Genomic DNA, 25,603 nt, shown 5'->3' with positions numbered 1-25,603 from the left:
ATAATTGTCAAAACTAGCAGAACTACAGCGGCAAATATACTGTCCATTTCACTACGACCACAATTTTCAACCTATTGCATAAGTTTCAATTATGTTCCATTGCCTGCCATCGTGCTGTAACAGCTGAAAGTCCTGAACTTTAAATTCGTCCGTAAAATCATACTGACTGAATTCTTTCCAGGCCTCCCTGAATTGATCCGGACTTAGGTCACGGTAAGCTACCGTCACATGTGGAGAAAAGCGCTTGTCAGTGAAGCTGAGAAACCGACCGGAAAATGTATACTCAAACTGCGTAACAATCTGATTTTGTAAAAAGCAGAGCTGCTGCACAGCGGCCGGCCGGATGTAGATTACAGGACTCTTTTTATTTTCAAATGCTCCGAAATTACTTAATTCCTGTTGAAAGGGCTCCACGTCAATGTGCAAACTCCTGAACCATGAAAGTATCTCATCATGCATGGAGCTGTCCGCAGTAAAAGGAGCCTTAAGCGTGATATGAGGAACCACACTCAGGGATTTAGAACTTTCAAATTTGCCGGCTATGTATTGTTGAACGGCTCTCACCTTCTCGCTTACATGCCCGGGTAAAACGATAGCTATGAAGTAAAGATTGTTAATATTCGCCATATCCGTAGTCCATCATCACAGAAACTGAACCTACTATCTGTACTTCCTTTACCAATTTTACTTCATAGTATGCGGTCATCAAAAAATTTACTTGCTAGCCCCAAAAGCCATAAATCTGGCACGAAGCTTATTGGCCTCTTCTTTTGCTACCTTCTTAACAGATAGCACCTTTACCCCGCAAACATCATAAACATGCTCAAACTGCCTTTTCGCAACCTCAGTCGATAATATGGACTCTTCGGTCCACATTATAAAAGAAGATTCCTCCGTATACTTGGCAAAAGGACTTGTAGTTACCAGAAAGAAATTCATATGGGATAGAGGTATGTAGTGTTAATTGCCTCCAAGTTACAATAGAGCTTAGATTCGTATTACTAAAACCTCCATTTTTTTTCAAAAAAGTTATTAAACGGTTACATATTAGCAAATGCTGAGTACCCAGGAACTTTTTCGTAGCCTTGGAGGATGCCATTACCATTCTGTTTTCGCCGATTATTTGCCATTGATTATTCAACTAGTACCAGCAGGAAAAGTTTAACAAATCCTTAATCGCTAATGTCCCCTTTTAGATTATTTCTGAGCCAGCTTTGTATTTTCATTATTCAAGTAGCCAACAACCAGCCTGGTAGCAAGTCCTGACCATGTTCCGGTTGTCATTTAAGTATTCATGAGATCAATATTCTACTTAGGTATTTTCCTTACCGCTTGTCTTCCATCCTTTTCACAACAAATTTCCAGGTCTTTACCTGAGGCGCATTCTCACAATGATTACGAACAGAACATACCATTCTGGCGTGCCTATTATCAGAATTTCGGATCAATAGAGGCCGATATTATCCTTAGAAATGACACTTTGTTTACAGCCCATGACTTGCACGGAATCAGTCCGGCAAGAACATTTGAACAGCTGTACCTCAACCCGATCGTAGGACAAACTGTAAAACACGGCGGATCTGTCTATCCTGAAAAGCAACGCCAATTACAGTTATTGATTGATCTTAAAACTTCCGCCAAAGAAACCCTGACTGTTTTAATTCGCAAGCTTGATCCTTACAAGCAAATTCTTTTCCCAAGGGGCTCCGTTAAAATTGTCATCAGCGGGAACATGCCCGAACCAGGTGATTTCGATAAATATCCTGATTATATTTTTTTTGACGGCCGTCCTGAAATCCAATATACGACTGCCGAACTGGCACGTGTTGGTTTGATCAGCCAGGGGTTTTATACCTATTCCCGTTGGAACGGAAAGGGAATTCTCACGGAAAAAGAACAGGATGCTATTGATAAAGTAGTTTCAGAAACACACAGAAAAGGTAAAAAGCTTAGATTGTGGGCAACTCCTGATCATATCAACGCATGGAAGATGCTGCTCAACTACGGTGTTGATTACCTGAATACGGACCATGTTGAAGAGCTGGGCAACTATTTGAAAAACAGAAATCGCGCTGAGTATCAAGCTAATGATTTCCACATACCTTACAAACCGACTTACCGAAATAATGACAGCCGTTCGAAAGTTAAAAATGTGATTCTCCTTATCGGTGATGGAATGGGTCTTGCCCAGATTTACGCAGGGCTCACCGCCAACCGTGGAGAGCTGAATCTAACTCAGTTTCTCAACATCGGTTTTTCAAAAACAGCTGCATCAGATAGCTACATAACGGATTCGGCAGCAGGTGGTACAGCTATGGCTACTGGCAAAAAAACAAGAAACAGGGCCATCGGCGTGGATAGCAATCTGGTGGCCATTCCGAATCTGCCTGACAGACTTAAACCGCTGGGGATTCGCTCCGGTCTGATTTCTGCGGGAAGCATTACTGATGCTACCCCTGCTGCATTCTACGCTCACCAACCCGACCGAAGTTTTGAAACAGATATTGCTGGTGACTTTTTGACTTCACCGGTTGAGATTCTCATCGGAGGCGGCATTGACCACTTCAGGAAAAGTAAAGCAATTGATACACTTCAATCAAGAGGATTCCGGACTTCTGCCAAATGGGAAGATCTTGCCACCCTGAAAGCGCCGTTTATCTTGCTTGACGACAGTAAAACAGGCTCTGTTTTGAAAGGCCGTGGAAACTTTCTTACGGAAGCGTTCAATAAAACCATAACAGAACTGAACACGCCAAAAACCGGAATGTTTGTGATGGCAGAAGGGGCTCAGATTGATTATGGCGGACATGCTAACGAAGTGGCCTATGTCGCATCGGAAATGCAGGATTTTGATAAGCTGATCGGGGATGCCATGCGTTTTGCAGACGCTAATGGAGAAACACTTGTCATTGTCACTGCTGATCACGAAACAGGTGGACTTACCCTGCTGGATGGAAATCTGAAAACAGGATACGTTGACGGGCACTTCAGCACCAACGATCATACTGCTGTGATGGTACCCGTTTTTGCCTATGGTCCTCACTCTCTGGATTTCCGTGGAACGTTCGAAAACACAGCAATTTTTGAGAAAATTTACAATATCCTCAGTCTGTATAACAAAGATCAGTCAAAGGTTAAACCGGTAAAACGTTGATTTAAAAGTATACCGAATTTTAAAATGTCGGTATCGATTACAGATTAAACTAAATTACCAAACTTGGCTTACTTTTGCAGATTACCAATTTCCTTAACCAAATTATGAAGAGAATACTTTTTTATCTCATGCTTAGCTGTGGCATTGTTCAGGGTGTGAGCGCGCAAAAAAATGCAACCTTTAATGTTGCCAGCTACAACCTCAGATACAACAATCAGGGAGATGGGGTCAACGCATGGCCAAACCGCAAGGAAAATGTAAAGGCGCTGATCAAATACCACGAATTCGACATCTTCGGTGTACAGGAAGCATTGGCCGGACAATTGAAAGATGTTGCTGAACTGACTGAATTCGGCTATTTCGGCAAAGGACGTGACGACGGAAAAGAAGGCGGCGAGCATTCGGCCATTTTCTATAAAAAAGACCGTTTCAAACTTGTACAGTCCGGTGATTTCTGGCTGAGCGAAACTCCTGAAAAACCAGGCAAAGGATGGGATGCGACCTGCTGTAACAGAATTTGTTCATGGGGGAAATTCACTGATCTCCTCACCAAGAAAGATTTTTACTTCTTCAATGTACACTTTGATCATCAGGGAGTGGAAGCGCGTAAGCAATCGGGTATTTTAATGGTGAAAAAAATCAAAGAGATAGCCGGTAACTCCACTACATTCCTGACAGGGGATTTCAACTCAACACCCGATACTGAGCAGATCAAAATGGTCCAGACCCTGCTGAATGATTCGCATGCAACATCAAAGCAGGCGCCATACGGACCTGAAGGTACATTTAATGCCTTTAAATTTGATGCGCCTATGGACAGCAGAATAGATTACATCTTTACAAGTAAAAACGTGGATGTACTTAAATATGGCGTTTTGACCGACGCCAAAGAGCAGCGTTATCCTTCCGATCACCAGCCTGTTGTGATCAAAGCACAAATCAAATAATTCAGCAGTAAATGAGAAGGAAGATACGTGAACGGTGGATGTACTGTTCACGGATCTTTTTGTGTATAGCGTGCTATTGCGCTAAATATCCGCCGTCTACGGGGTAGTAAGACCCGGTGATGAAAGACGCTTTTTCTGAGCTCAGAAATAGAACAAGCTCAGCTACCTCTTCCGGTTTACCCAATCTTCCGACAGGATGTTTTGATTCAAGATATTTCATTGTCGCTTCGTCAAAATCTTTCAGCAACGGTGTAACTATAAACGCAGGGCCTACTGAATTTGCACGGATATTTTGGGTTCCGTATTCAAGTGCTACATTTTTGGTCATCCCTACCACACCATGTTTTGCAGCTACATAAGCTGCGCTGTTCGCAAAACCTACACTGCCAAGAATGGAAGCCATATTTACAATTGCCCCTCCTCCCGAGCCCAGCATGGCAGGAATCTGATAACGCATTCCATAAAAAACGCCTGACAAATTAACCGCTATTACTTTATCCCAACCCTCTACAGGATACTCTCCCACAGGTGCGGCCGGGCCGCCAATTCCGGCATTGTTACAAGCAATGTGAAGCGCTCCAAACTTAGCTACCGTGGCTTCTACCAGCCTTTCATTATCCGCAGCAATAGAAGAATCGGCCTTTATAAAGAAAGCATCTCCGCCCGCTGCCAGTATCAGGTCTACCGTTTCGGAACCCTGTGTTTCATTGATGTCGGAAACAACTACTTTCGCACCCTCGCGTGCATATATTTCTGCAACACTCCGACCAATGCCAGATCCTGCCCCCGTTACAATCGCTACCTTCCCTTCCAGTATTCCCATGATCAAATTTGTTTTAAGTTGAACATAAACACAGTAGTAAAATTGGCAACTTCAACAACGTTTGGAAATGACCCGTGTCAGCATTTAACATGACGTTGCAACCGACGGCTACAAATCAGCTATGTATTTCTGACCGCCCAATGCACGCATTTGCCTCGATATCTGACCGGTCCGTTTCACGACATAAGCCGAGGGATTTTTGATCGAAAAACGTATCGGATTTGGCAAAACCGCTGCAATACGGGCTGCCTCCGCTCTCCCCAGATTCTTCGCAGACTTATTGTAATAGCGCAGAGAAGCTGCCTCTACCCCAAAAGTCATTTTACCCATTTCTGCCACATTGAGGTATACTTCCAGAATTCGCTGTTTGCCCCAGACGATTTCAATAAGGACAGTAAAATAAGCTTCCAACCCCTTACGGATAAAGCTACGTCCATGCCACAGAAAAACATTCTTTGCCACTTGCTGGGATATGGTACTTGCTCCACGGGCACGTTTGCGGTCCTCGGTCATCGCATCGTAAATCTCGTTGAAATCAAACCCCCAGTGATTAGGAAAATTCTGATCTTCTGAAGCCACTACAGCTAGCGCAACTTCTTTCGAGATATTCTCATAAGGTTCCCAGTCGTGGTGTATTTCGGTATCCTCGTCAGCTTTAAAAGCATCAATTTTACAGGAGAGCATATAGGGCGTAAACCAGACCGGCAAAAACTTCAGGATAACTACCCAGACAATAGAGATTCCAAAAAACAGTATAAAGATTCTTAACGCGACGAACGATAAAAGGCGGAGCATAAATATTTTTTCTTCCTTACAGATACTTAAAGCATGAAACAGCGTACAAAGAACTGAAACTAATCAGGTTTAGACAAAGAAATATTAAGCAATATCTGTCCTATTTTTTCTTCTTACTCAGTGTCAGGTACTATGAATGAAGAAATACTTAGTTTTATCTGGCGCTATCAGTATTTTGAGCGCTCCGATCTGCGAACTGACGACGGATTACCTCTTACGATTATCCGGCCAGGCCTCAAAAATCTTCATTCCGGGCCCGATTTCTCCGGTGCCCGTATTACTATTGAAGGCGTAGAGTGGGCCGGCACCATTGAAATTCATACACAATCCTCTCATTGGTTAAAGCATCGCCACGAGAATGATCCGGTCTACCGAAGTGTGATTCTGCATGTGGTGTGGGAAAATGATATTCCGATGAAACATCAGGAAGGCTCTGTCATTCCAACACTGACGCTGAAAAGTCTGGTAAAATTGTCGGTATTGCAACGATACACCAGCCTGATAGAAGACAAGCATCCGATAGCCTGTTGCCAACAATTTTCTGAGGTGGATAAAATATATAAAATCACCATGCTGGACCGTGCTTTACTGAGCCGTATGGAATCCAAAGCCACACAAATCCTTACGCTGGCGGAAGAGAATCAGCAGGATTGGGCACAAACCGGTTATCAGTGGATCACAAAACATTTTGGTTTCAAACTTAATGATCCGGTATTTTTCAGACTTAGTCAGCTCCTGCCTCTCAAAACGCTACTCAAACACAGAAGCAACATTTTTCAGGTCGAGTCCCTTCTTTTCGGTTGCGCAGGTCTGATACCATCGGAAAGTGATGCACCGGCATCTGACGGAGCAGACGTATATGTAACAGCACTTCGCAGCGAATATCGCTTCTTAAAGGCGAAATATAATCTTGGTCAAATTCAGCCTCATGAGTGGAAGTTCATGAGACTTCGGCCTTCAGGGTTTCCTACAGTCCGGCTGGCGCAACTTGCCGCATTAATTTTTAATACAGGTAGTATTTTCTCTCAGTTGCTGGAATGCGATCACATTACTGAACTGCAACAGGTTTTTCATCTGAAACAGTCAGACTACTGGAGGCATCATTACACCTTTCACAAAAAGTCTGAAAAGACGGTACCGTTCATGGGAATGGATGCAGCTAATCTACTCATCATCAATGCAGTCATACCACTTCTGACAGCCTATGCCCGCCAAAGAGAAAAGCAGGATCTTTTCGACAAAGCGCTTGACTGGCTGTCAGATATTCCGTCAGAAGACAACCATATTATCAGAGAATGGAAATCGCTGGGAATCAACGTTCAGACTTCGGCTGACTCACAGGCTCTTATTCAACAATACAATGTATTCTGCCTGCAAAAGCAATGTTTGAACTGCGCCGTCGGAATGGAGTTAGTCCGAAAAAATTAAGACCGGCTTATCAGATTGACACCTGTAAGCAGAAATACCGAACCTACCAGAAAGGGAACTACTGACTCCCATTTGCTTACCGTCAGTCCCAGCACAGGTTTATCGGATAAAAAGGCAACGCATGAAAACAGTAATACTGCTATGCCAAGCAATGTAAGAAGAGCACCAAAAAAACGTCTGAAACGTGTAGCTTCCATGAGGGATAAAATGTGTCCGGTTAACTTTAAGGCTGCAAAAGTAAACAATCAGAGCTATCCGAACAACGGTGTTGGATTCTGATACAAATCAAACTACCGGGACCAGTCCCATTTTTTTCCCTTCTTCTATCATCAGAGCGAATGCTGGCTCGTATTCGTTGGGTACAATACCTTCCAATATTGCCTCTCTCACACTTTCTTTGATAATACCCACTTCCTTGGAGGGCTTAATTCCAAATGCCTCAATAATGATCTCTCCGGTAATAACAGGTTGAAAATTGCGCAGCGCATCCCTTTCTTCAAGGTCTTTCAACTTTTGCTCCACAATATCAAAGTTGTGCAGGAAACGTTTTACTTTTTCAGGATTCTTCGAAGTTATATCTGCTCTACAAAGTTTCATCAATGCCTCTATATCCTCTCCTGCTTCAACAAGAAGGCGCCGCATAGCAGAATCTGTGATTTCTTCTTTGGAAAGAACGATGGGTCTCAGGTGGAGTCTGACAAGCTTCTTCACAAACTTCATCTTCTCGTTCAGAGGCAGTTTCATTCTTCTGAAAATAGATGGGACCATTCTTGCCCCGATCTCTTCATGGTTATGAAACGACCAGCCTACTTTTTTGTCAAACTTTTTAGTCGCAGGCTTGGCGATGTCATGCAAAATAGCCGCCCACCGTAACCATAAATCATCTGTATGTTCCGAAACATTATCCAGAACCTGCAAAGTATGGTAAAAATTATCTTTGTGTCCCTTTCCGTCTCTGGTCTCCACACCTTGCAGTTCTACCAATTCAGGAAAAATAATGGAGAGAATACCCGCGTGATAGAGTAATTTAAATCCATAGGAAGGTGTCGGCGACAGGATTATCTTATTGAGCTCATCTGACACCCTTTCCATAGAAACAATGCTGATGCGGTCCTTCATGGCAATGATGGCATCAAATGTATCCGGCTCAATGTCAAAGTTGAGTTGGGAAGCAAAACGAATGGCCCTCATCATACGCAGAGGATCATCAGAAAAAGTAATATCAGGAGCTAGGGGCGTGCGGATGATTCTTTTACGCAGGCTTTTTACTCCTTCAAAAGGATCTACCAAATCTCCGAAAGTACTTTTATTCAGACTGATACCCATCGCATTGATGGTAAAATCACGCCTGTTCTGATCGTCCTGTAGTGTTCCGTCTTCAACAGCAGGCTTTCTGGAATCGGAACGATAAGATTCTTTTCTGGCACCTACAAACTCTACTTCCAGCTCTCCCTGCCTGATCTGGGCAGTTCCGAAAGTTTTATAAATACTGACGTGAACATCAGGCCCCAGTTCGGACGCCACCAGTTCAGCCAACTCGATTCCACTACCAACAGCTACAATATCAATATCCTTACTTCCCCGTTTCAATATCAGATCACGCACGAAACCTCCGATGATATAAACGTCAACACCAAGCCGTGATGCGGCCTGCGCTACTACTTCCAGTATGGGATATTGGACTAACTGTTCTTTAAAATTCATACGCGCAAAGGTATACATTTCTTAACCTTTACGGAATTGTTAAGCCATGATGCGATCGTAAAAATCCGTCAGCAATTGACAATATCAAGCGAAACCGCTCAATATCTGATATTTTGAGGCTGCCATATATGAGAGGACAACATCATCAGTATCTGAAAAGGAGCAAGAAGAATAGCTGTGAGGATCGCTGCGACAACCCAGATCAAACCCACTACAGCACGCAACAAGTAAACGATAAAATCATTCATCATAGCTTTTATTATCATATTTAATGACAAAATTATCATATTAGACCGACATACGTTTCATTTGTAACTTTAGATCATTAAAAAAATATTTTTTTGGAGGGAATAAGAGTCGGGGACAGGAAGAATTTTGTCCCCGGAAAGATCAGATCAGCTGTTGACCATGAAGAAAGCTGTTCTTGGGAAACGGTCGAACAACTCATCTTTTAATTCTTTTTCGATAGGCAACTCTCCCACTGCCGCAGACATACATTGCAGCCAGGCCACTGCGTCATCTTCGGTAATGGTATGTGGCATGTGCCGCGCCCGCATCATCGGATGACCGTGTACTTCTGAATAGAGTTGAGGACCTCCTAAAAACTGAGTGAGAAAAAGTCGCTGTTTTTCCTTAATTTCTTCTTTATCGCTTTTGAATAACCTTGATATCAGTTCGTGTTCAAAAACCAGATCATAAAAACGGTCTGTCAGCAATCTCAAGGCAGCTTCTCCACCGATCCGTTCGTAGAGTGTCAGATGTTCCATGTATTATTCAAAACGAAGGTGTTTAACTGATTCACCCGACTTGCGCAGTTCGGTAAGTGCTTCAATTCCGATTTCCAAATGTGTTTTCACATAATCATTGGTTACCTTCTTATCGCTTTCTTCCGTTTTTACGCCTTCCGGCACGAGAGGATTATCGGACACGAGCAATAAAGCCCCGTGAGGAATTGAATTTGCAAATCCGACAATAAAAATAGTCGCCGTTTCCATGTCTATGGCCATGGCACGGATCTGACGAAGGTATTCCTTAAAGGTGTCGTCGTGCTCCCAGATGCGCCTGTTGGTTGTATATACCGTGCCCGTCCAGTAATCCATTTTATGCTTGGCTATACTGGCTGAAACCGTGCTCTGCAAACGGAATGAGGGTAAGGCCGGTATCTCAGCCGGCATGTAATCGTCGCCGGTTCCTTCGCCTCTTATCGCCGCAATCGGAAGAATCAAATCACCGATCTGCGTCTTTTTGAGTCCACCACATTTTCCCAAAAACAAAACAGCCTTAGGACTTATAGCTGATAGCAAATCCATCACTGTAGCCGCCATAGGGCTACCCATGCCAAAGTTGATAATTGTTATATCATGCGCTGTAGCAGTTTGCATGGCACGTCCCTGCCCTTTCACCTCCACATCAAACTTCTCTGCAAACATGGTCACATAGTTGACAAAGTTGGTAAGCAGTATATAGCTTCCAAACTCTTCTATAGGAGTACCGGTATATCTGGGAAGCCAGTTCTCTACAATCTGTTCTTTCGTAGTCATGTATCCAAATGGTATAGTTTGTTGGCGCGGCACGCCCGGACCAATCATCCGTCATGTCAGTTCAATTCCGTTTCGCAGTCATACACTATATTTGTGCATGGAACCATTGAACCTTCCCGCATTCGAGTACAAAGTTAAACAGGTAAACGGGAAACCTCATATTTTTGACATAATCCGACGAAAATTCGTCCAACTTACACCCGAAGAATGGGTGCGTCAGCATTTCATACATTTGCTTATTAATCAGTATGGTTATCCCAAATCTCTGTTCGCCATTGAAACCGGAATGAAGTACAATAAACTGGCCAAGCGTACAGATATCATGATTTTATCGCAGGAAGGTACTCCGTTTTTACTCGTGGAATGTAAGGCTCCGTTTGTAAAGATAGGTGAAGCAACACTTGCTCAGATAGGACGTTACAATTTTACACTCAGGCCTACCTATCTGGCCACTACCAACGGCTTTTCACACTATTGCTTCCAGGCCGTTGACGGCCAGATCCATTATATGGACGATTTCCCGACTTACCGCAACCTGAATTCTGAATAATAAAAAATGGTTTGCCGGCACATATCCGACAAACCATTCCGTCTTACTTACTACTCTAAATTATTTGGTAGCAACCAATTTCACGTCGATAGAGAAATTGTCATCAATCACTTTATCACCCAGGTTATCAAAGAATGATTTTGAGCTGTATTTAATGTCATATTTTGAACGGTCAACAACCAATTTACCTGTTGCTTCTGCACCAGTAGCAGTTGATTTTACAGTTACAGGGAAAGTTACAGGCTTGGTAATTCCTTTGATAGTCAGGTTACCAGTAACATCATAAGCATCTGCACCTTTTGCAACAGCCTTGGTTACAACGAATGTAGCAGTAGGGTGTTTTTCAACAGAAAAGAAATCATCAGATCTAAGGTGACCGATCAGTTTACCATTGTATTCTTTGTCAGCGATATCAGTACAAGTGATTGTGTTCAGATCTGCAACGAATTTTCCTCCGGTCAATTTAGAACCATCCAGTGTCAATGTTCCTTCTTTCAGGCTGATTTTACCTGTGTGCTCACCAGCTACTTTTTTACCCAACCAGGTAAGTTCACTTTTTGCAGTGTTTACTTTCAGATTAGCTGCTTTTGCTTTTCCGCCGTCAGCTGCAGATACATTAGAAGATACAAAAAGGGCAACTGCAACTGATGCTACGAATGCTTTTACTGATTTCATTGTGGTTTTAATTTAAAAATTGAATTGATTGTTATTTACTCTTATTGGTTTTTATTGTTTGAATCTGATTCTCTCATTTTATCAAGCAGACTGCTTACCAGTTCAGCCTCCTCTTCTGTAATAGATGCGCTCAACCCATTCTCCCACTCTTCCAGAATAGGATCGATGCGTGAAAGCAGCTCCAGTCCTGTTTCCGTTATGACCACGTCTACAGCGCGGCGGTCACTTGGACAAGACGTTCTTTTTGCAAATCCCTTCACCAGCAATTTGTCGATCAGCCTGGACGTATTCGAGTTTTTATCCAGCATTCTGTCGGCAATATCACTTACCTTAATCGGATTGGACTGCTGTCCCCTCAAAATCCTCAGCACATTATATTGTTGCGAAGTAATATCGTGTTCCTTGAAGAGTTCCAGCTGCTTATAGCCCAACCAATTGCTTGTATAAGTAAGGTTAATGGCAAGACGTTGAAACGCACTTCGAAATTTTTTCTGCTTTATATCAGTTTCAATAGACATAGCCTGGTCGTTTATAAGATTCAATACCCATGTATGTACATTTAATGTAGTAACATGTATTTATCTCAAAATCGTTCATGCCCTGCAGAAATATTTTCGTATATTTTCACTATTCTCAGACAGATGACCTCACAATCAACTGACACACAATACATTGATTGAATAATTATTTTTAAATATTTTTATGTTTAAGCTGAACACGCCATTGGTTCTCGCATCCAATTCACCGAGAAGAAAACAATTACTACAGGAAGCCGGATTCGATTTTGAGGTAGAAGTAAGGTCTACCGACGAAACGTATCCTGCCGACACAAAGCCTGATCAGGTGGCCGCCTATATAGCTCAGCAAAAAGCAGAAGTATTCAGAGCTGATAAATACGACAAACTCATCCTGACTGCAGATACTGTAGTGGTATTTGAAGACCGTATATTAGGTAAACCGGCTGACCGCGAAGAGGCTTACACCATGCTTCAGGCATTATCCGGCAATACACATCAGGTGGTCACGGCCATTTCTCTTTTGGCACACGGCAAGCTTACCACTTACTCCGACATTGCTACAGTTTCCTTCAAAATATTGGAAGATTTCGAGATTAACTACTATATTGACCATTACAATCCATTTGACAAGGCAGGTTCCTATGGCATACAGGAATGGATTGGTATGATAGGCATAGATAGAATCCAGGGCTCGTTTTATACGATTATGGGTCTGCCGGTGCATCTGGTATATCAGATACTGAAGCCTTATCTGCTCCTTCCGGCCGAAAGCAAATGAAGATCTGCAGTCCATTTTAACAATCATATTAAAGAAGATCAAATTATCCCTCCATGATCACAGACCATCCCGAAAAAATTCCAGGAGTTTGTTACGAGATATTTGTCAGATCTTTTTGTGATTCAAATGGAGACGGTATTGGTGATATCAATGGCATCATTTCAAAGCTTGACTATCTGGCAGACCTGGGTATTGAAGCCATATGGCTCACCCCGATACACCCCTCGCCTAGTTATCATAAGTATGATGTTATTGATTTTTACGAAGTCGATCCGGAATATGGCAGTCTCGACGATTTCAGAGAGCTTCTCCGACAAGCGCATCAGAGAAACATAGCGGTATATCTTGATCTGATTGTCAACCACATCAGTACACTTCATCCCTGGTTTGTAGAAGCCAGCAAAGGCCCGGACAATCCTTACCGGGAATTTTTCTGGTGGATGACTCCCGAGAAAATTGAAGCAATGGGAATCGAAAAAAGGGAAACATCAGCCGATTCCGATGAGGTATATCCCTGGCACGAAAATCCCGGAGACGAAGAACTCTTTTATGGGATGTTCTGGAAAGGAATGCCTGATCTGAACTATGATTCAGAAAATCTTCGATTCGAACTTTCTAAAATTATTTACTTCTGGCTGATTGACATCGGTGTAGACGGATTCCGACTGGACGCTGCCCGCCACATTTATCCGCCCTGGGTTGAGTTCAATAACCAGAACTTCTGGTGGTATTTCGACTATTTCGTCAGGAACATTAAACCGGAAGCCTATACAGTAGGCGAAATATGGGCAACTACAGAAGAAGTCGCGCCCTATTTCAAAAACCTGAATGCAGCTTTCAACTTCGATCTCAGCTTCGCACTTCAGCGCATGCTGATCAATGAAAAAAATGAAGATCTGACCGCAAAACTCATAGCGAGTTATACTTTGTTTGAAAAGTACAATCCCAGGTTTATGGACGCCATTATGCTCACCAACCATGATCAAAGCCGTATTGGCAGTGTTGTTGGTGGAAATCCGGAAAAAATAAAGCTGGCCGCATCTATCCTGTTGACCCTGCCCGGCCAACCTTATATATACTATGGTGAGGAAATCGGCATGCTGGGCATGAAGCCGGATCCTAATATAAGGGAACCTTTTATGTGGAGTGAACGCTTTGCGGATCCCGAAAAAACCAATTGGATTGATCCTGTATTCTCCACGGCAGAAACCGTCGTGCCACTTTCCCGGCAACAGCATCATCCGGACTCGGTCTTCACGCATTATAAATCCTTGATCGCGCTAAGAAAAAGTCAGCCAGCATTGTCCCGTATACTTCATCCTAATATTGAAGAAGTAAGTATTACAGATAACAGACTACTGGCATTTTTACGTGATGATCCTCAGCATCCCGTGTTGGTTATTCATAATCTGAGCGAGACAGCTGTCAGTATAACACTTCCTGAGAAAGAAACAGGATTCACTACAGTGCTGTTTGCAACCAATATTCCTTCCGAACGTATTGAAAAGCAGTTTGTTCTTCCCGCATGGTCGTCCATTGTACTCGCTTCGCAGGACAGAATAAGTAAGTAGTCTGCTTACGTATCCTTTATTAGCAAATGACTCTTTTAAAACCACTATGAAAATAAATTTCCTTCTATGTACGGCATTATTTTCCTGCACATTAAACCTCAGTGCAATGGCTCAAAAAGTATATCCCACTATGGGGAAAGTAATTTATGAAGATGCTGAGTTTGAAAAGCTCTTACCAAAATCGTCCTCGGTTGAAGTCATAGCATCCGGTTTTACCTGGTCGGAAGGGCCTGTATGGAACCGTTCCGGAAACTATCTTCTGTTCTCCGATGTACCAGAAAACAAGATTTATAAATGGGACCAGAAATCTGGTTTATCTGTATTTCTTACTCCATCGGGATATACGGGTTTGGGTGAATACAGCGACGAACGGGGCAGCAATGGCCTGATCATTGATAACCAGGGAAGACTTATTTCATGTGAGCACGGTGACCGCAGAATATCGGCGATGCCGCTCACTACCGGTGGTAAAATCACTCTGAGTGCCGGGTATAACGGAAAAAGATTCAATAGCCCCAACGATATCGTGCAACATGCAGGCAATAGCGACTACTATTTCACCGATCCACCTTATGGACTACCTAAAAAACAGGATGATCCCTCTCGGGAACTGAAGGAATTTGGAGTTTACCGTATTGATAAAGCAGGAAAAACAAGTCTGCAAATTGCCGACCTGACCAGACCAAACGGCCTTGCTTTCTCCCCTGATGGTAAAACGCTGTACGTTGCCCAATCCGATCCTGATAGAGCAATCTGGATGTCTTATCCGGTAGACGACAAAGGGAATATCGGAAAAGGCACTTTACTTTTTGATGGAACGCCTATGGTGAAAGCCGGAAAAGCGGGCCTGCCGGATGGGTTAAAAGTTGACAAACAAGGTAATATCTGGTCTTCGGGGCCTGGTGGATTATTGGTCTTCTCTCCGAAGGGAAAATTACTGGGAAGAATTGAGATGGGTGAACTCACTTCCAACTGCGCCTGGGGCGACGACGGCTCGGTTCTTTATATGACCGTAAATGGTTACATCTGCAGAATTAAAACAGCAGTAACCGGCGCTGGCTGGTAAAAAGAAAGGGAGCAGATTTTAATCGTTTGCTCCCCTTTTAATGCTTTACAATTACTTATCTGTGACTCCCCTCAACCGCAATAATGTGCGGTCAACTTCAGCCTTTACCTTTGGCCAGTCCGCTTTGCCTTGTTTATAAATACTTACATAAGACTTATACAGAGTGGTCTGGTTGGTACTAAGCTTATCAAGTTCAGCGGAAATTGCTTCTCTGTCAGATGCACTGGCTGTCTTGAAATCTGAGAGAAGCTTATTATACCGTCTCTCAGTTATATCTATCTCATACAAAACCACATCAGCCAGTTTATCCATATCTTCATATAGCTTTACCAACTGACTGGTCTGCCCGGCACCTTCATTTGACAAAGCAGGCGACTTGTCTGATGCTCCATTAGTCAGTTTCGCATAGTCTTTTCTATATTCACTGTCCGATTTCCGAACATCTCCTGTACGGCTTGCTGCCAGAGCAGATGCTGTATCCGTCCGCGTTTGAGAAATATAGTTGGCATGTCTTGTATCTGAAGATGTTGCCTGGGTGTGACCATCCGACTTATTAAGTGTACTGGACATATTTTTCACACCAGTACACGACGAAATCACAAGAACGGCGAGAAACGCATAGCACGGTAAAATTTTATTTCTCATCAGGATTAGAGGTTAAAAGTTATGTCTTAAACCAATGTTCAGATTGGGATTGAAATAAAATATTTTTGGCAGTAGCTCAATGTACGCACCGGTTTCTACAAAAAATGAAGTGGGCTTATTGGCGAAGAAAAACTCCAGACCACCCGTTGCTGAAGGCCCGGTAGAGATATTGGTCGTATGAACACTCTTTACATTACGATCAGGATAATAACGACGGGAATTAAGCTGAACGCCCACCCCACCGTAAGCGATCATGCGCTCATTGAACATCGGTACATACCAGAGATAGGTTCCGTTGAAAGAAATCCCGATGGCTCCCAGATCATCATTCGAAGTTTTGTAGGTGGTCTTATTTTTTAAAAGCCCCGTATACGTCCCAACTGAAATATCCAATCCGTTGCGATCCCCATATTTACGAAGACTGACACCCGTTGGCTCTCCAAGTTTGAAGCCCAAAGCCCACTTTTGCGTTTGTGCATTTGCTGATAATACACTTAAAATCAATAAAGAAGCGAAATAGTACTTTTTCATAACTGATCATTTTTAACCAGGAGCAACAACTCCTGTCATTTCAATAACTGATAACCGGAATTCCGCAAACCTAAGAAAGATTTATTCAAACACAGTCAACGGCATTCATGATATTTTAAGACTTATAAGTAGCAATATGGTCACATCTAAATTTTTGTTCCAGAGAAACCACTTGCTCAACTTATCTTCAATAAATTGTTTCAGTACCATTTTATCTTTAATATTGCGCCAGAAACGCAATGTCACATACTAATTTTCCAAAACAGTGTCGGAAGGTAAAAAGAGCCAGATTTTCAATTCAAAAGACTTAATTGCCTATTTCCTCGTTGCAGGTACCGGCGCTGCAGTTCAGCTACTTTGCAGCAGTTTATTTCAGGATTGGTTCGGACTTACCTTTCAGGAATCCATCATGCCTGCCTATGCGGCCTCCTTCATTGTCGGCTTTGCTCTTACCAAACTTTTCGCCTTCGACGCACGCAAAACCAACCAGACACGCCGTGAAATGGTGAAATTTTTGATGGTTGCAGTGTTCTCCGGCTTTGTAACCTACATCTTTTCCAACGCTGCCTATTACATTTCGAACAACTATTTTGAAACATACCAATTCCTGCTTCCTTATTCAGAGAAAATGGTCAATTTCAATGAAATGGTCTGCTACACAGTAGGTATGGGATTCAGCTTTATCAGCAACTATATTCTGCACAAAACCTTTACATTTAAAAGCACAGGTTTCTACAACCGGTTGAAGGTATTGATCCGCTAATTTTACAGTTTTTCAATAATCACGGCTGAAGCTCCACCTCCCCCGTTACAAATCGAGGCAAGACCATAACGCCCACCTTTCTGTTGCAAGACAGACAACAGCGTAGTGATGATCCGCGCGCCTGAAGCACCAAGCGGATGACCCAGTGAAACGGCTCCGCCAAATACATTTACCTTATCCTGACTCAAATTCAGCTCGGAGATATAGGCGAGTGCGACAACAGCAAACGCTTCATTCACTTCAAAGTAATCAATATCAGAGACAGACAATCCTGCTTTTTTAAGTACCTTTTTGGTTGCCAGAACCGGGGTTGTCGTAAACCATGCAGGCTCCTGCTCAGCATCGGCATAAGCCACGATACGTGCAACAGGTTTCAAATTTTGCGACTGCACAACTTCTCCGGAGGCGACTATCAATGCAGCTGCACCATCATTGATAGTGGAAGCATTGGCAGCTGTTACCGTACCATCCTTTGAAAACACGGGCTTTAAAAAAGGGATCTTCTCAAATTTGACACGCTTGTATTCTTCGTCCTCATTGATAAAGGTACTTTCCGCTCCCTTTATCCCGGGTACTTCAACTGCCGTTATCTCATTTTTGAAATAATCATTTTCTGTGGCAAATGCACTTCTCTGATAGGATTGAATAGCAAATGCATCCTGCTGCTCCCTGGTAATCTGATATTTAACGGCTGTATTATCGCCACAAACACCCATCCCAACCTGATCGTACACATCTGTTAAACCGTCTTTGACCAAGCCATCCAGCATTTCGCCATGACCATAACCTTGTCCGTAACGCGCTTTGGGAAGATAATAGGGTATCTGCGACATATTCTCCATTCCACCGGCCACGATCACCGACGCATCTGCCAATTGAATGGACTGAGCCGCAAGTGTGACAGCTTTCATGCCCGAAGCACAAACTTTATTGACGGTTGTACATATTACGTCAGGTTTCAAACCTGCATAAATAGCCGCCTGCCGGGCAGGAGCCTGGCCGAGATTAGCCGAAATGGCATTTCCCATATATACCTCATCCACCAGCTCAGCCGCCAGATCCGTCTTAGACAATGCACCTTTAATGGCCGCAGCACCGAGATGAGCCGCATGGATGCCCGACAAACTTCCTCCAAAACTTCCGATTGGTGTACGTGCTGCTGACAGAATAAATACGTCTTGCTTCATGGTTTCCGATTTGATGATACTCAAAAATAGAAACTATTCTGAAAGTAACATCCTACAGGTACCGACAAGCACTGGAAAACTTATTTCAGTTCATCCGAAGTCGTTGGTAACTTATCATATTCTCCTTTGAAGCTGTAAAGTCCGAAAATGACAAGACCTGCACAAATCGGGATAAAAATCAGGATAATAATTCCCCATTGCAGGGAAGTGTTCAAACGGTCAATATCTGACTCCGCCACGCCTATTTTATCAATAGCCTGAGATATTAAAAACAGGATAATAACCGGGCCCAACACAATCCAGACAGCACCCAGTATTTTTTTTAATGCGTTCATAATTTAAGATCTTTTATAGATGACTTGTATTAATCCATGACATTCTCATCGCCCCTGTTATTGATATAGACAGCTCCTATCACAAAGGACAATGCGGCTACTCCTATGGGATACCACAATCCTGAAAGCGGTGTAGAACCCGGATAAGATGCAACCAGCGTGGCTATAAAAGGTACCAATCCGCCGAACACTCCATTGCCTATATGGTAAGGTAATGACATGGACGTATACCTGATCTGAGTCGGGAACAATTCTACTAAAAAAGCTGCTATCGGTCCGTACACCATCGTTACCAGTAATATTTGAAAAAATACCAGCGCTATAAAAACCAGGTAGGTATCTGACGGCAGGGTTACATCTGCAATGGTCGTTTTTGTTTCGATGGGCGCCAGCACATCATCCGGCACAACTCGGGTATTGATCTCGTTGAAAGACATTCCATTCTTCAATGTTTTATGAACAGCTACCGAAATCAACGAATCTTTTCCGCCGTTAACCATAGACGTTTTCACCGATGGTTCAGATGTTTTTTCGAGCTGAGATTGCTGAAGCTCCTTTACATTTGTTGCATCAAGAAAATACTGATAGATAGGCCTGTAGAAGACAATTCCAAGAAGCATGCCAGTGAGCATAATCCATTTACGACCCACCCTATCGCTCCAGGATCCGAAAACGACAAAGAAAGGCGTTGCCAATGCAATAGCCCAAAGCAGTATGTAACGTGACTCGTTGAAATCCAGTTTACAGGTGTTCTCCAAAAATGACTGCGCATAGAACTGCCCGGTGTACCAAATGACCCCCTGTCCCATTGTAGCTCCAAACAGGGCAAGTAGTACCATTTTAAAATTGGCCTTTTTCTGAAAGCTCTCTTTTAAAGGATTGGCAGAGACCTTGCCTTCTGCTTTCAGCTTTGTAAAAACGGGGGATTCGTGCATCTTCATTCTAATGTAAATAGATACACCAACCAAAAGAATAGATAAAAGAAATGGTATACGCCATCCCCAGTCAGCAAACTGATCGGCACCTATGATATTTTTTGTGAGTACAATAATGCCAAGTGACAAAAACAGTCCCAACGTGGCTGTGGTCTGAATCCAGCTGGTAAAAAAACCTCTCCGCCCTACAGGAGCATGTTCAGCCACGTACGTAGCCGCGCCGCCATATTCTCCTCCCAAAGCAAGTCCCTGCACGAGGCGTAGAATAAGCACGAGAATCGGAGCAGCATAACCAATCGTTTCATAGGAAGGTATCAGACCGATCAGAAAAGTGGAGCCTCCCATCAAAACCAGTGTAAGCAGAAAAGTATATTTTCTCCCGATCAAATCTCCCAAACGTCCAAATACCAAAGCTCCGAATGGGCGAACGATAAAGCCCGCAGCGAAAATAGCCAGTGTATTGATTAAAGCGGAAGCGCCGGCGTCACTGGGAAAAAGCTGTTGACCGATGATTACGGCAAGACTACCGAAGATGTAGAAATCATACCACTCAATGAGTGTACCCAAAGAAGAGGCGGCAATGACCTGAGTGATACTTTGTGTAACACTGTTTTTGTTTGAACTCATTAGCAAATTAAGATAGATGTAGAAGCAGATTCAGCTTTGATTCACACGGCTATTAAAACCCGGAATAATAAACTAATTTCTACGAAAGTCACAATCCACACTTCATTACTCATACTACCCTACAAAAACATGCATTTTCATGCTGCTGTAATCTGCTCAAAAGGTAATCTGCTTAGAATCAGGCCCTGATTGGTAATCCTAAACTCATCGCTGGAATCGATATTTGGTAATCTGCAGAAACCTCTGGAAATTGACCTTGCAGTCAGAAGTATCCTTTAACAACTATGCATAAAATACTTACGCTACTCTTACTTACAATTTGCCTTGTCTGTTTAAAAGCCCAGTCTCAGCCATTGCAAACGGACTCATCCATAGTTATCAAAAAAACTACAGATTTCGAGGTGGACGGTGAAGGAACAGCAGCGAACTGGTCTGCAACTGAATGGCTGAACCTTACTTTACAAAATGCTCCTCATCAAAAACAGCCAGACAGGCGCTATACTACCAGAACGAAGGTACTTTACTCCGAAAACGGAATCTATTTCCTCTTCGATTGTGAAGACAAAAGGCTTACTTCTACCTTGCTGGAAGATTTCGCGCCGCTATACAAGGAAGATGTAGTTGAGGTTTTTCTTTGGCCGGATACTGCAGTTCCTATCTATTTCGAATACGAAATTTCGCCACTCAATCATGAATTGGTACTCATTGTTCCTAACCTGAAGGGCGGAATGCAAGGCTGGTTGCCCTGGAATTACAAAGGTGACACGCGTGTGAGGCATGCTACGAGCGCGGTAGGTCCACAGAAAAAAAGTATGGCCGCAGTGGAAGGTTGGAAAGCTGAATTTTTCATTCCATTTAGTTTGATGAACCCTATGATTCCGCAAATCCCGGTATCAGGCACAAAGTGGAGGGGGAATTTTTACCGTATAGATTATGATCAGGATCCAGCCTATTATTCATGGAAAAAAACCAGCGGCAGCTTCCATGAGTTTCAGAAATTCGGTACTCTGATATTTGAGTAATTATCAAATCAGGTGGCTTTAACAAAAATAATCCCCGGCCGTGTGGCTCGGGGATTATACTCATAAGACTTTCCTGAGACAGTCCTATATCAGCCTTAATCCAGATCTTGCTCCTCTTCGTCTTTCGACTCATCCTCACTTTTCCGCAGTAAATCCGGATCATCGGCTGGTTTCCTTGTTGGCTGTGTATTCGTTGGCACATCCGGAAATACCGGTGGCTCTCCAATTGCTTTGCTTCTTTCTAATATTGCTGGTTCTCCTCGTTGACGTGCCATAATGATTGAAATTTAGTTAGTGATTACTACTTAATTACAGCTATTAAAGTCAAAGAATCATTCCAACATTGCTGACAAGTAAAATCTCTGAAAAATCGTAGACGAATAGCCCGGGGTGTTTCTTTTCTGACACCGTATAGTATTAATCTTCCTCCAGTATCAATTGCATAAACACCGCATCAAGCCACTGATCGAATTTAAATCCTACCTCCCGCAGATAGCCTTTTTCAATAAATCCGAATTTTTTGTGAAACTCGATACTTCCTCTGTTGGACGCGTCAATTACTCCTATCATGGTATGTATACCCGACTCACCTGCCCGCTGAATAAGGCTTTTTAACAATCTGCCTCCCACGCCCAATCCTCTCGACTTTTCATCAAGATATATCGAATGTTCGACACTGAATCTGTATCCGATTTTCGGTTTAAATATATTATAAGAGCCATAACCGATTACTTTCTTGTCATGCTCAGCAACGATTACAGGCATACCATCCTCGATCATTTTTTCGAACCATGCTGTCTGCTCCTCCAGCGTCCTGGCTTCGTAGTCGTAGATAGCGGTAGTGGTTAGAATCGCCTGATTGATGATGTCGAGAATAACGGGAAGGTCCTTTGGAGAGGCATTTCTTATGATCAGATCCATCAAAACTATATACTGTTGTTTTCGTGGTGTTAAAATTCAAAGTTAGTTCAAAATCCTAAAAGTCAAATTATTCGGACTGTCTGCACAGGAAGTTTGTACAATTTATTTTCTATTCCTGAATTTTTCCAATAGCTTTGTCCAAACTTTAGGGGTGTCCCGTATGCGGACTGAGATAATACCCTTTGAACCTGATGCAGTTAGTACTGCCGATAGGGAAAAGTCAGAGATACTATCACGGTATCCTTATGAATCTTTCGCAAGGTCCATTCCTGAAGTTTTATATACAAAACGTTATTCAGAATGGAAATCAGCATTAACCAGCAGCTTACGGAAATTGCAGAAAATGTATCAGTTCAAAAACTGTTGTCATCTCTGTTTAGCAATCCGTCAAAAGGAATTGCAATAGCGATCAATCAGAGCATTATTCCCAAATCTCAATGGGAAGAGCGTATCCTGCTACCTGACGATAAAGTCACATTGATCAGAGCTACCCAGGGTGGCTAGCATCTGGTTTACCCCAATATCCGCTTTTATTAATCAATCCTGCCAGCGCATCCGCGACCGGCTTTACAGCACATATCCATGAAAACAGAGAAAACACCGGGAGAAGGCGTTATCACACGAGTTCCATTTCCGGCTTCAAAGAAGATTTATGTAAAAGGAACGCTTCATAATATCGAAGTGGCTATGCGGGAAATCGAGCTTACGGACACGCGCATATATGGCAAAACCGGCATGACAGAGAGCAATGCTCCGGTTACTGTATATGATACGAGCGGTCCTTACACAGACCCAAATATTGAAATAGACGTAAGAAAAGGACTCAATCCGCTGAGAAAATCATGGATTGTGAATCGTGGTGACGTGGAGCAGCTTGATGTAATTTCTTCTGATTATGGCCTTCAAAGGCAGCTCGATAAGAGCCTGGATGCGTTGAGATTTACTTGCAACAACAAACCCTTCCGTGCGAAGAAAGGACAAAACGTTTCTCAACTGCACTATGCAAAAAAGGGCATTGTTACAGCTGAAATGGAATACATCGCGATTCGGGAAAATCAGCGGATTGCAGAGCAGATTGAACAACTTGATAGCAAGAACCGCTTTCTGGCACACCAGCATGCAGGTGAAAGTTTCGGAGCAAATACACCCAAAACCTGGATTACACCGGAGTTTGTGCGCGAAGAAGTTGCATCAGGAAGAGCAGTAATCCCGTCCAACATCAACCATCCGGAGAGCGAACCGATGATTATCGGTCGGAATTTTCTGGTAAAAATCAATGCAAACATCGGCAACTCTGCCGTCACTTCTAGCATTGAAGAAGAAGTTGAAAAGGCGGTTTGGGCGTGCCGGTGGGGTGCGGACACAATTATGGATCTTTCCACAGGAAAAAACATACATGAAACCCGCGAGTGGATTATCCGCAACTCCCCTGTTCCGATAGGCACTGTGCCCATTTATCAGGCACTCGAAAAGGTAAACGGTAAGGCTGAGGATCTGACCTGGGAATTGTTCCGGGATACATTGATTGAGCAAGCTGAACAGGGTGTCGATTATTTCACAATACATGCAGGAGTACTTCTCAGATACATTCCCCTTACTGCAAAACGCGTGACCGGAATTGTTTCCCGCGGAGGGTCCATCATGGCAAAATGGTGCCTTGCGCATCACAAGGAAAATTTTCTATACACACACTTTGAAGAAATATGTGAAATTATGAAGGCCTATGATGTGGCATTTTCACTGGGCGACGGTCTGCGCCCGGGTTCCATAGCCGATGCAAACGACGCGGCTCAATTTTCCGAACTCGAAACACTGGGCGAGCTGACAAAAATTGCATGGAAACATGATGTGCAAACCATTATTGAAGGTCCCGGACACGTGCCTATGCATATGATTAAGGACAATATGGAAAAGCAGCTGAAGCACTGTCATGAAGCTCCGTTTTATACACTCGGCCCATTAACGATGGATATTGCACCCGGATATGATCACATCACCTCGGCTATAGGCGCAGCCATGATCGGTTGGTTTGGAACGGCTATGCTTTGTTATGTTACCCCTAAAGAGCATTTAGGACTGCCCAACAAAAAGGATGTAAAAGATGGGGTGATTACTTATAAAATAGCTGCCCATGCGGCTGATTTGGCCAAAGGACATCCGGGAGCACAATACCGTGACAATGCGCTAAGCAAAGCACGCTTTGAGTTCCGCTGGGAAGATCAGTTTAATCTTGCTCTGGATCCGGATACCGCCAAAGAATTTCATGACGAAACCCTTCCAGCAGAGGGGGCCAAAGTTGCTCACTTCTGCTCTATGTGCGGGCCTAACTTCTGTTCGATGAAAATTACCCAGGATGTACGCAATTATGCTGAAGAAAACGGACTCTTGGAGCAGGATGTATTGCATGAAGGCATGCAGAAGAAAGCGCTTGAGTTCGCAGACAAAGGAAGCGAAATCTATTTATAATGAAACTATTAGCCATATCCAGCCCCGATTATATCCCTGACGAAGCCCGGATCATCAACGGACTTTTCAGGGAGGGGCTGGAATATATGCATATCAGAAAACCCGGAAGCAATGCAGATCAGTTGAAGACTTTACTTTCCGGAATAGAGGAAGAATTTGTCAGCCGGATTGCCATTCACCAACATCATGAGCTGGCATCTGGTTTTGGAATAAGAAGGCTGCATCTAACCGAATCAGCGCGAAAAACAATAGATCATTATGAACTTGAAAGTATGAAGAATCAGGGTATTGTCTTAAGCACTTCCATTCATCATCTGGATGAAATCGCAGATTTAAGCAGTCATTTTAGTTATACATTTTTCGGACCTGTATTTGACAGCATTTCAAAGCAAGGTTATAAAAGTGAGCTGAATCAGGATTTTTTTCTCGAAAAGAAATACAAAAGAATACCGGTAATGGCGCTTGGAGGAATTGACATTTCGAATATTCAACGGGTTAGAAACATGAATTTCGACGGAGCTGCGCTTCTGGGAACCTTATGGCACAATCCTTCGAAGGCAATCGGAGTTTTTAAATCGTTTAACACCATGGTTAATCATCCCATTCAAATGTAGACCCCAC

General features: G+C 43.1%; 30 protein-coding genes and 1 riboswitch. Of the genes, 12 read left to right on the top strand and 18 right to left on the bottom strand.

Annotated features, from left to right (window positions below):
• Positions 1–66: 66 nt before the first annotated feature.
• Together DSL64_RS07490 and DSL64_RS28815 are read right to left on the bottom strand one after the other, a co-directional pair.
• Positions 67–627 carry a 2'-5' RNA ligase family protein gene (locus DSL64_RS07490; protein WP_115830054.1) on the bottom strand — a complete coding sequence of 187 codons (561 nt, stop codon included), beginning with the start codon at positions 625–627 and terminating at the stop codon, positions 67–69.
• Between the two features lie 87 nt (positions 628–714).
• Positions 715–939 (bottom strand): hypothetical protein, encoded by a 225-nt coding sequence (locus DSL64_RS28815; RefSeq protein ID WP_147300343.1) that lies wholly within the window; start codon positions 937–939, stop codon positions 715–717.
• Between the two features lie 355 nt (positions 940–1,294).
• Between DSL64_RS28815 and DSL64_RS07485 the strand changes: the two genes are divergently transcribed.
• Positions 1,295–3,154 carry an alkaline phosphatase gene (locus tag DSL64_RS07485; RefSeq protein WP_115830053.1) on the top strand — a complete coding sequence of 620 codons (1,860 nt, stop codon included), beginning with the start codon at positions 1,295–1,297 and terminating at the stop codon, positions 3,152–3,154.
• A 104-nt stretch (positions 3,155–3,258) separates the two neighbouring features.
• On the top strand, positions 3,259–4,101 hold the full coding sequence (locus tag DSL64_RS07480) for an endonuclease/exonuclease/phosphatase family protein (protein ID WP_115830052.1): 843 nt from the start codon (positions 3,259–3,261) through the stop codon (positions 4,099–4,101).
• Between the two features lie 73 nt (positions 4,102–4,174).
• Here DSL64_RS07480 and DSL64_RS07475 read toward each other — a convergent pair whose 3' ends face one another.
• Entirely contained in the window at positions 4,175–4,924 is a 750-nt protein-coding gene (locus DSL64_RS07475; RefSeq protein WP_199539344.1) for an SDR family NAD(P)-dependent oxidoreductase, read from the bottom strand.
• 108 nt (positions 4,925–5,032) lie between these two features.
• The gene (gene mtgA / locus DSL64_RS07470; RefSeq protein ID WP_115830051.1) at positions 5,033–5,719 is read right to left on the bottom strand and encodes a monofunctional biosynthetic peptidoglycan transglycosylase; all 687 of its coding nucleotides are present in this window, start codon (positions 5,717–5,719) and stop codon (positions 5,033–5,035) included.
• Positions 5,720–5,851: 132 nt separating this feature from the next.
• On the opposite strand from mtgA, the gene DSL64_RS07465 reads away from it, so the two are divergent.
• Positions 5,852–7,147 carry a DUF2851 family protein gene (locus DSL64_RS07465; protein ID WP_115830050.1) on the top strand — a complete coding sequence of 432 codons (1,296 nt, stop codon included), beginning with the start codon at positions 5,852–5,854 and terminating at the stop codon, positions 7,145–7,147.
• Here DSL64_RS07465 and DSL64_RS07460 read toward each other — a convergent pair.
• The 5 genes from DSL64_RS07460 to DSL64_RS07445 all read right to left on the bottom strand — a co-directional run bounded on the left by DSL64_RS07460 (position 7,144) and on the right by DSL64_RS07445 (position 10,392).
• Positions 7,144–7,344 carry a hypothetical protein gene (locus DSL64_RS07460; protein WP_115830049.1) on the bottom strand — a complete coding sequence of 67 codons (201 nt, stop codon included), beginning with the start codon at positions 7,342–7,344 and terminating at the stop codon, positions 7,144–7,146. The genes DSL64_RS07465 and DSL64_RS07460 overlap by 4 nt on opposite strands.
• An 88-nt stretch (positions 7,345–7,432) precedes the next feature.
• Complete coding sequence (locus DSL64_RS07455; protein WP_115830247.1) at positions 7,433–8,851, bottom strand: CCA tRNA nucleotidyltransferase; 1,419 nt, start codon at positions 8,849–8,851, stop codon at positions 7,433–7,435.
• Positions 8,852–8,949: 98 nt separating this feature from the next.
• The gene (locus DSL64_RS28935) at positions 8,950–9,117 is read right to left on the bottom strand and encodes a hypothetical protein (RefSeq protein ID WP_158547893.1); all 168 of its coding nucleotides are present in this window, start codon (positions 9,115–9,117) and stop codon (positions 8,950–8,952) included.
• Between the two features lie 129 nt (positions 9,118–9,246).
• Positions 9,247–9,618, bottom strand: a complete 372-nt coding sequence (locus tag DSL64_RS07450) for a globin domain-containing protein (RefSeq protein ID WP_115830048.1) — start codon at positions 9,616–9,618, stop codon at positions 9,247–9,249.
• 3 nt (positions 9,619–9,621) lie between these two features.
• On the bottom strand, positions 9,622–10,392 hold the full coding sequence (locus DSL64_RS07445) for an AMP nucleosidase (RefSeq protein WP_115830245.1): 771 nt from the start codon (positions 10,390–10,392) through the stop codon (positions 9,622–9,624).
• A 97-nt stretch (positions 10,393–10,489) separates the two neighbouring features.
• Between DSL64_RS07445 and DSL64_RS07440 the strand changes: the two genes are divergently transcribed.
• A complete protein-coding gene (locus DSL64_RS07440; protein WP_115830047.1) occupies positions 10,490–10,942 on the top strand; it encodes a type I restriction enzyme HsdR N-terminal domain-containing protein in 453 nt (150 codons plus the stop codon).
• A 60-nt stretch (positions 10,943–11,002) separates the two neighbouring features.
• Here DSL64_RS07440 and DSL64_RS07435 read toward each other — a convergent pair whose 3' ends face one another.
• Positions 11,003–11,617, bottom strand: a complete 615-nt coding sequence (locus DSL64_RS07435) for a YceI family protein (RefSeq protein WP_115830046.1) — start codon at positions 11,615–11,617, stop codon at positions 11,003–11,005.
• Between the two features lie 41 nt (positions 11,618–11,658).
• The gene (locus DSL64_RS07430; RefSeq protein WP_115830045.1) at positions 11,659–12,135 is read right to left on the bottom strand and encodes a MarR family winged helix-turn-helix transcriptional regulator; all 477 of its coding nucleotides are present in this window, start codon (positions 12,133–12,135) and stop codon (positions 11,659–11,661) included.
• Positions 12,136–12,319: 184 nt separating this feature from the next.
• On the opposite strand from DSL64_RS07430, the gene DSL64_RS07425 reads away from it, so the two are divergent.
• The 3 genes from DSL64_RS07425 (at position 12,320) to DSL64_RS07415 (ending at position 15,550) form a co-directional block, all read left to right on the top strand.
• On the top strand, positions 12,320–12,913 hold the full coding sequence (locus tag DSL64_RS07425; protein WP_115830044.1) for a Maf family nucleotide pyrophosphatase: 594 nt from the start codon (positions 12,320–12,322) through the stop codon (positions 12,911–12,913).
• A gap of 53 nt (positions 12,914–12,966) precedes the next feature.
• Positions 12,967–14,484: an alpha-amylase family glycosyl hydrolase gene (locus DSL64_RS07420; RefSeq protein WP_115830043.1), complete on the top strand. Its 1,518-nt coding sequence runs from the start codon at positions 12,967–12,969 to the stop codon at positions 14,482–14,484.
• A 106-nt stretch (positions 14,485–14,590) separates the two neighbouring features.
• A complete protein-coding gene (locus tag DSL64_RS07415; RefSeq protein WP_115830042.1) occupies positions 14,591–15,550 on the top strand; it encodes an SMP-30/gluconolactonase/LRE family protein in 960 nt (319 codons plus the stop codon).
• Between the two features lie 51 nt (positions 15,551–15,601).
• Here DSL64_RS07415 and DSL64_RS07410 read toward each other — a convergent pair whose 3' ends face one another.
• Complete coding sequence (locus DSL64_RS07410; protein ID WP_115830041.1) at positions 15,602–16,195, bottom strand: hypothetical protein; 594 nt, start codon at positions 16,193–16,195, stop codon at positions 15,602–15,604.
• 12 nt (positions 16,196–16,207) lie between these two features.
• The gene (locus tag DSL64_RS07405) at positions 16,208–16,726 is read right to left on the bottom strand and encodes a hypothetical protein (protein ID WP_115830040.1); all 519 of its coding nucleotides are present in this window, start codon (positions 16,724–16,726) and stop codon (positions 16,208–16,210) included.
• 265 nt (positions 16,727–16,991) lie between these two features.
• Here DSL64_RS07405 and DSL64_RS07400 point away from each other — a divergent pair, with 265 nt between their 5' ends.
• Entirely contained in the window at positions 16,992–17,489 is a 498-nt protein-coding gene (locus DSL64_RS07400; RefSeq protein WP_115830039.1) for a GtrA family protein, read from the top strand.
• 2 nt (positions 17,490–17,491) lie between these two features.
• Here the strand turns inward: DSL64_RS07400 and DSL64_RS07395 are convergent, their stop codons facing one another.
• The 3 genes from DSL64_RS07395 to DSL64_RS07385 form a co-directional block, all read right to left on the bottom strand.
• Entirely contained in the window at positions 17,492–18,676 is a 1,185-nt protein-coding gene (locus tag DSL64_RS07395; RefSeq protein WP_115830038.1) for an acetyl-CoA C-acyltransferase, read from the bottom strand.
• Between the two features lie 80 nt (positions 18,677–18,756).
• Positions 18,757–19,011, bottom strand: coding sequence for a DUF6814 family protein (locus DSL64_RS07390; RefSeq protein WP_115830037.1), 255 nt, complete (start codon positions 19,009–19,011; stop codon positions 18,757–18,759).
• Between the two features lie 29 nt (positions 19,012–19,040).
• Positions 19,041–20,573, bottom strand: coding sequence for an MFS transporter (locus tag DSL64_RS07385; protein ID WP_115830036.1), 1,533 nt, complete (start codon positions 20,571–20,573; stop codon positions 19,041–19,043).
• A gap of 284 nt (positions 20,574–20,857) precedes the next feature.
• Between DSL64_RS07385 and DSL64_RS07380 the strand changes: the two genes are divergently transcribed.
• Positions 20,858–21,595 (top strand): carbohydrate-binding family 9-like protein, encoded by a 738-nt coding sequence (locus DSL64_RS07380; RefSeq protein ID WP_115830035.1) that lies wholly within the window; start codon positions 20,858–20,860, stop codon positions 21,593–21,595.
• Positions 21,596–21,690: 95 nt separating this feature from the next.
• On the opposite strand, the gene DSL64_RS07375 is transcribed toward DSL64_RS07380, so the two are convergent.
• On the bottom strand, positions 21,691–21,870 hold the full coding sequence (locus tag DSL64_RS07375; RefSeq protein WP_115830034.1) for a hypothetical protein: 180 nt from the start codon (positions 21,868–21,870) through the stop codon (positions 21,691–21,693).
• 142 nt (positions 21,871–22,012) lie between these two features.
• Positions 22,013–22,516: a GNAT family N-acetyltransferase gene (locus DSL64_RS07370; protein WP_115830033.1), complete on the bottom strand. Its 504-nt coding sequence runs from the start codon at positions 22,514–22,516 to the stop codon at positions 22,013–22,015.
• Between the two features lie 137 nt (positions 22,517–22,653).
• Positions 22,654–22,749, top strand: a riboswitch (TPP riboswitch).
• Between the two features lie 67 nt (positions 22,750–22,816).
• Here DSL64_RS07370 and thiS point away from each other — a divergent pair.
• From thiS to DSL64_RS07355, 3 genes are all read left to right on the top strand, one after another.
• A complete protein-coding gene (gene thiS, locus DSL64_RS07365) occupies positions 22,817–23,020 on the top strand; it encodes a sulfur carrier protein ThiS (protein WP_115830032.1) in 204 nt (67 codons plus the stop codon).
• A gap of 78 nt (positions 23,021–23,098) precedes the next feature.
• Positions 23,099–24,982 carry a phosphomethylpyrimidine synthase ThiC gene (thiC, locus tag DSL64_RS07360; protein WP_115830031.1) on the top strand — a complete coding sequence of 628 codons (1,884 nt, stop codon included), beginning with the start codon at positions 23,099–23,101 and terminating at the stop codon, positions 24,980–24,982.
• On the top strand, positions 24,982–25,596 hold the full coding sequence (locus DSL64_RS07355; RefSeq protein ID WP_115830030.1) for a thiamine phosphate synthase: 615 nt from the start codon (positions 24,982–24,984) through the stop codon (positions 25,594–25,596). The genes thiC and DSL64_RS07355 overlap by 1 nt, the downstream gene beginning before the upstream one ends.
• The last annotated feature ends 7 nt before the right edge of the window (positions 25,597–25,603 follow it).

The sequence above is a fragment of the Dyadobacter luteus genome, from assembly GCF_003383615.1.
Taxonomy (GTDB): domain Bacteria; phylum Bacteroidota; class Bacteroidia; order Cytophagales; family Spirosomataceae; genus Dyadobacter; species Dyadobacter luteus.
Note: the sequence above shows the minus strand (reverse complement) of the source record. Positions and strands in the feature narration are given on the sequence as shown.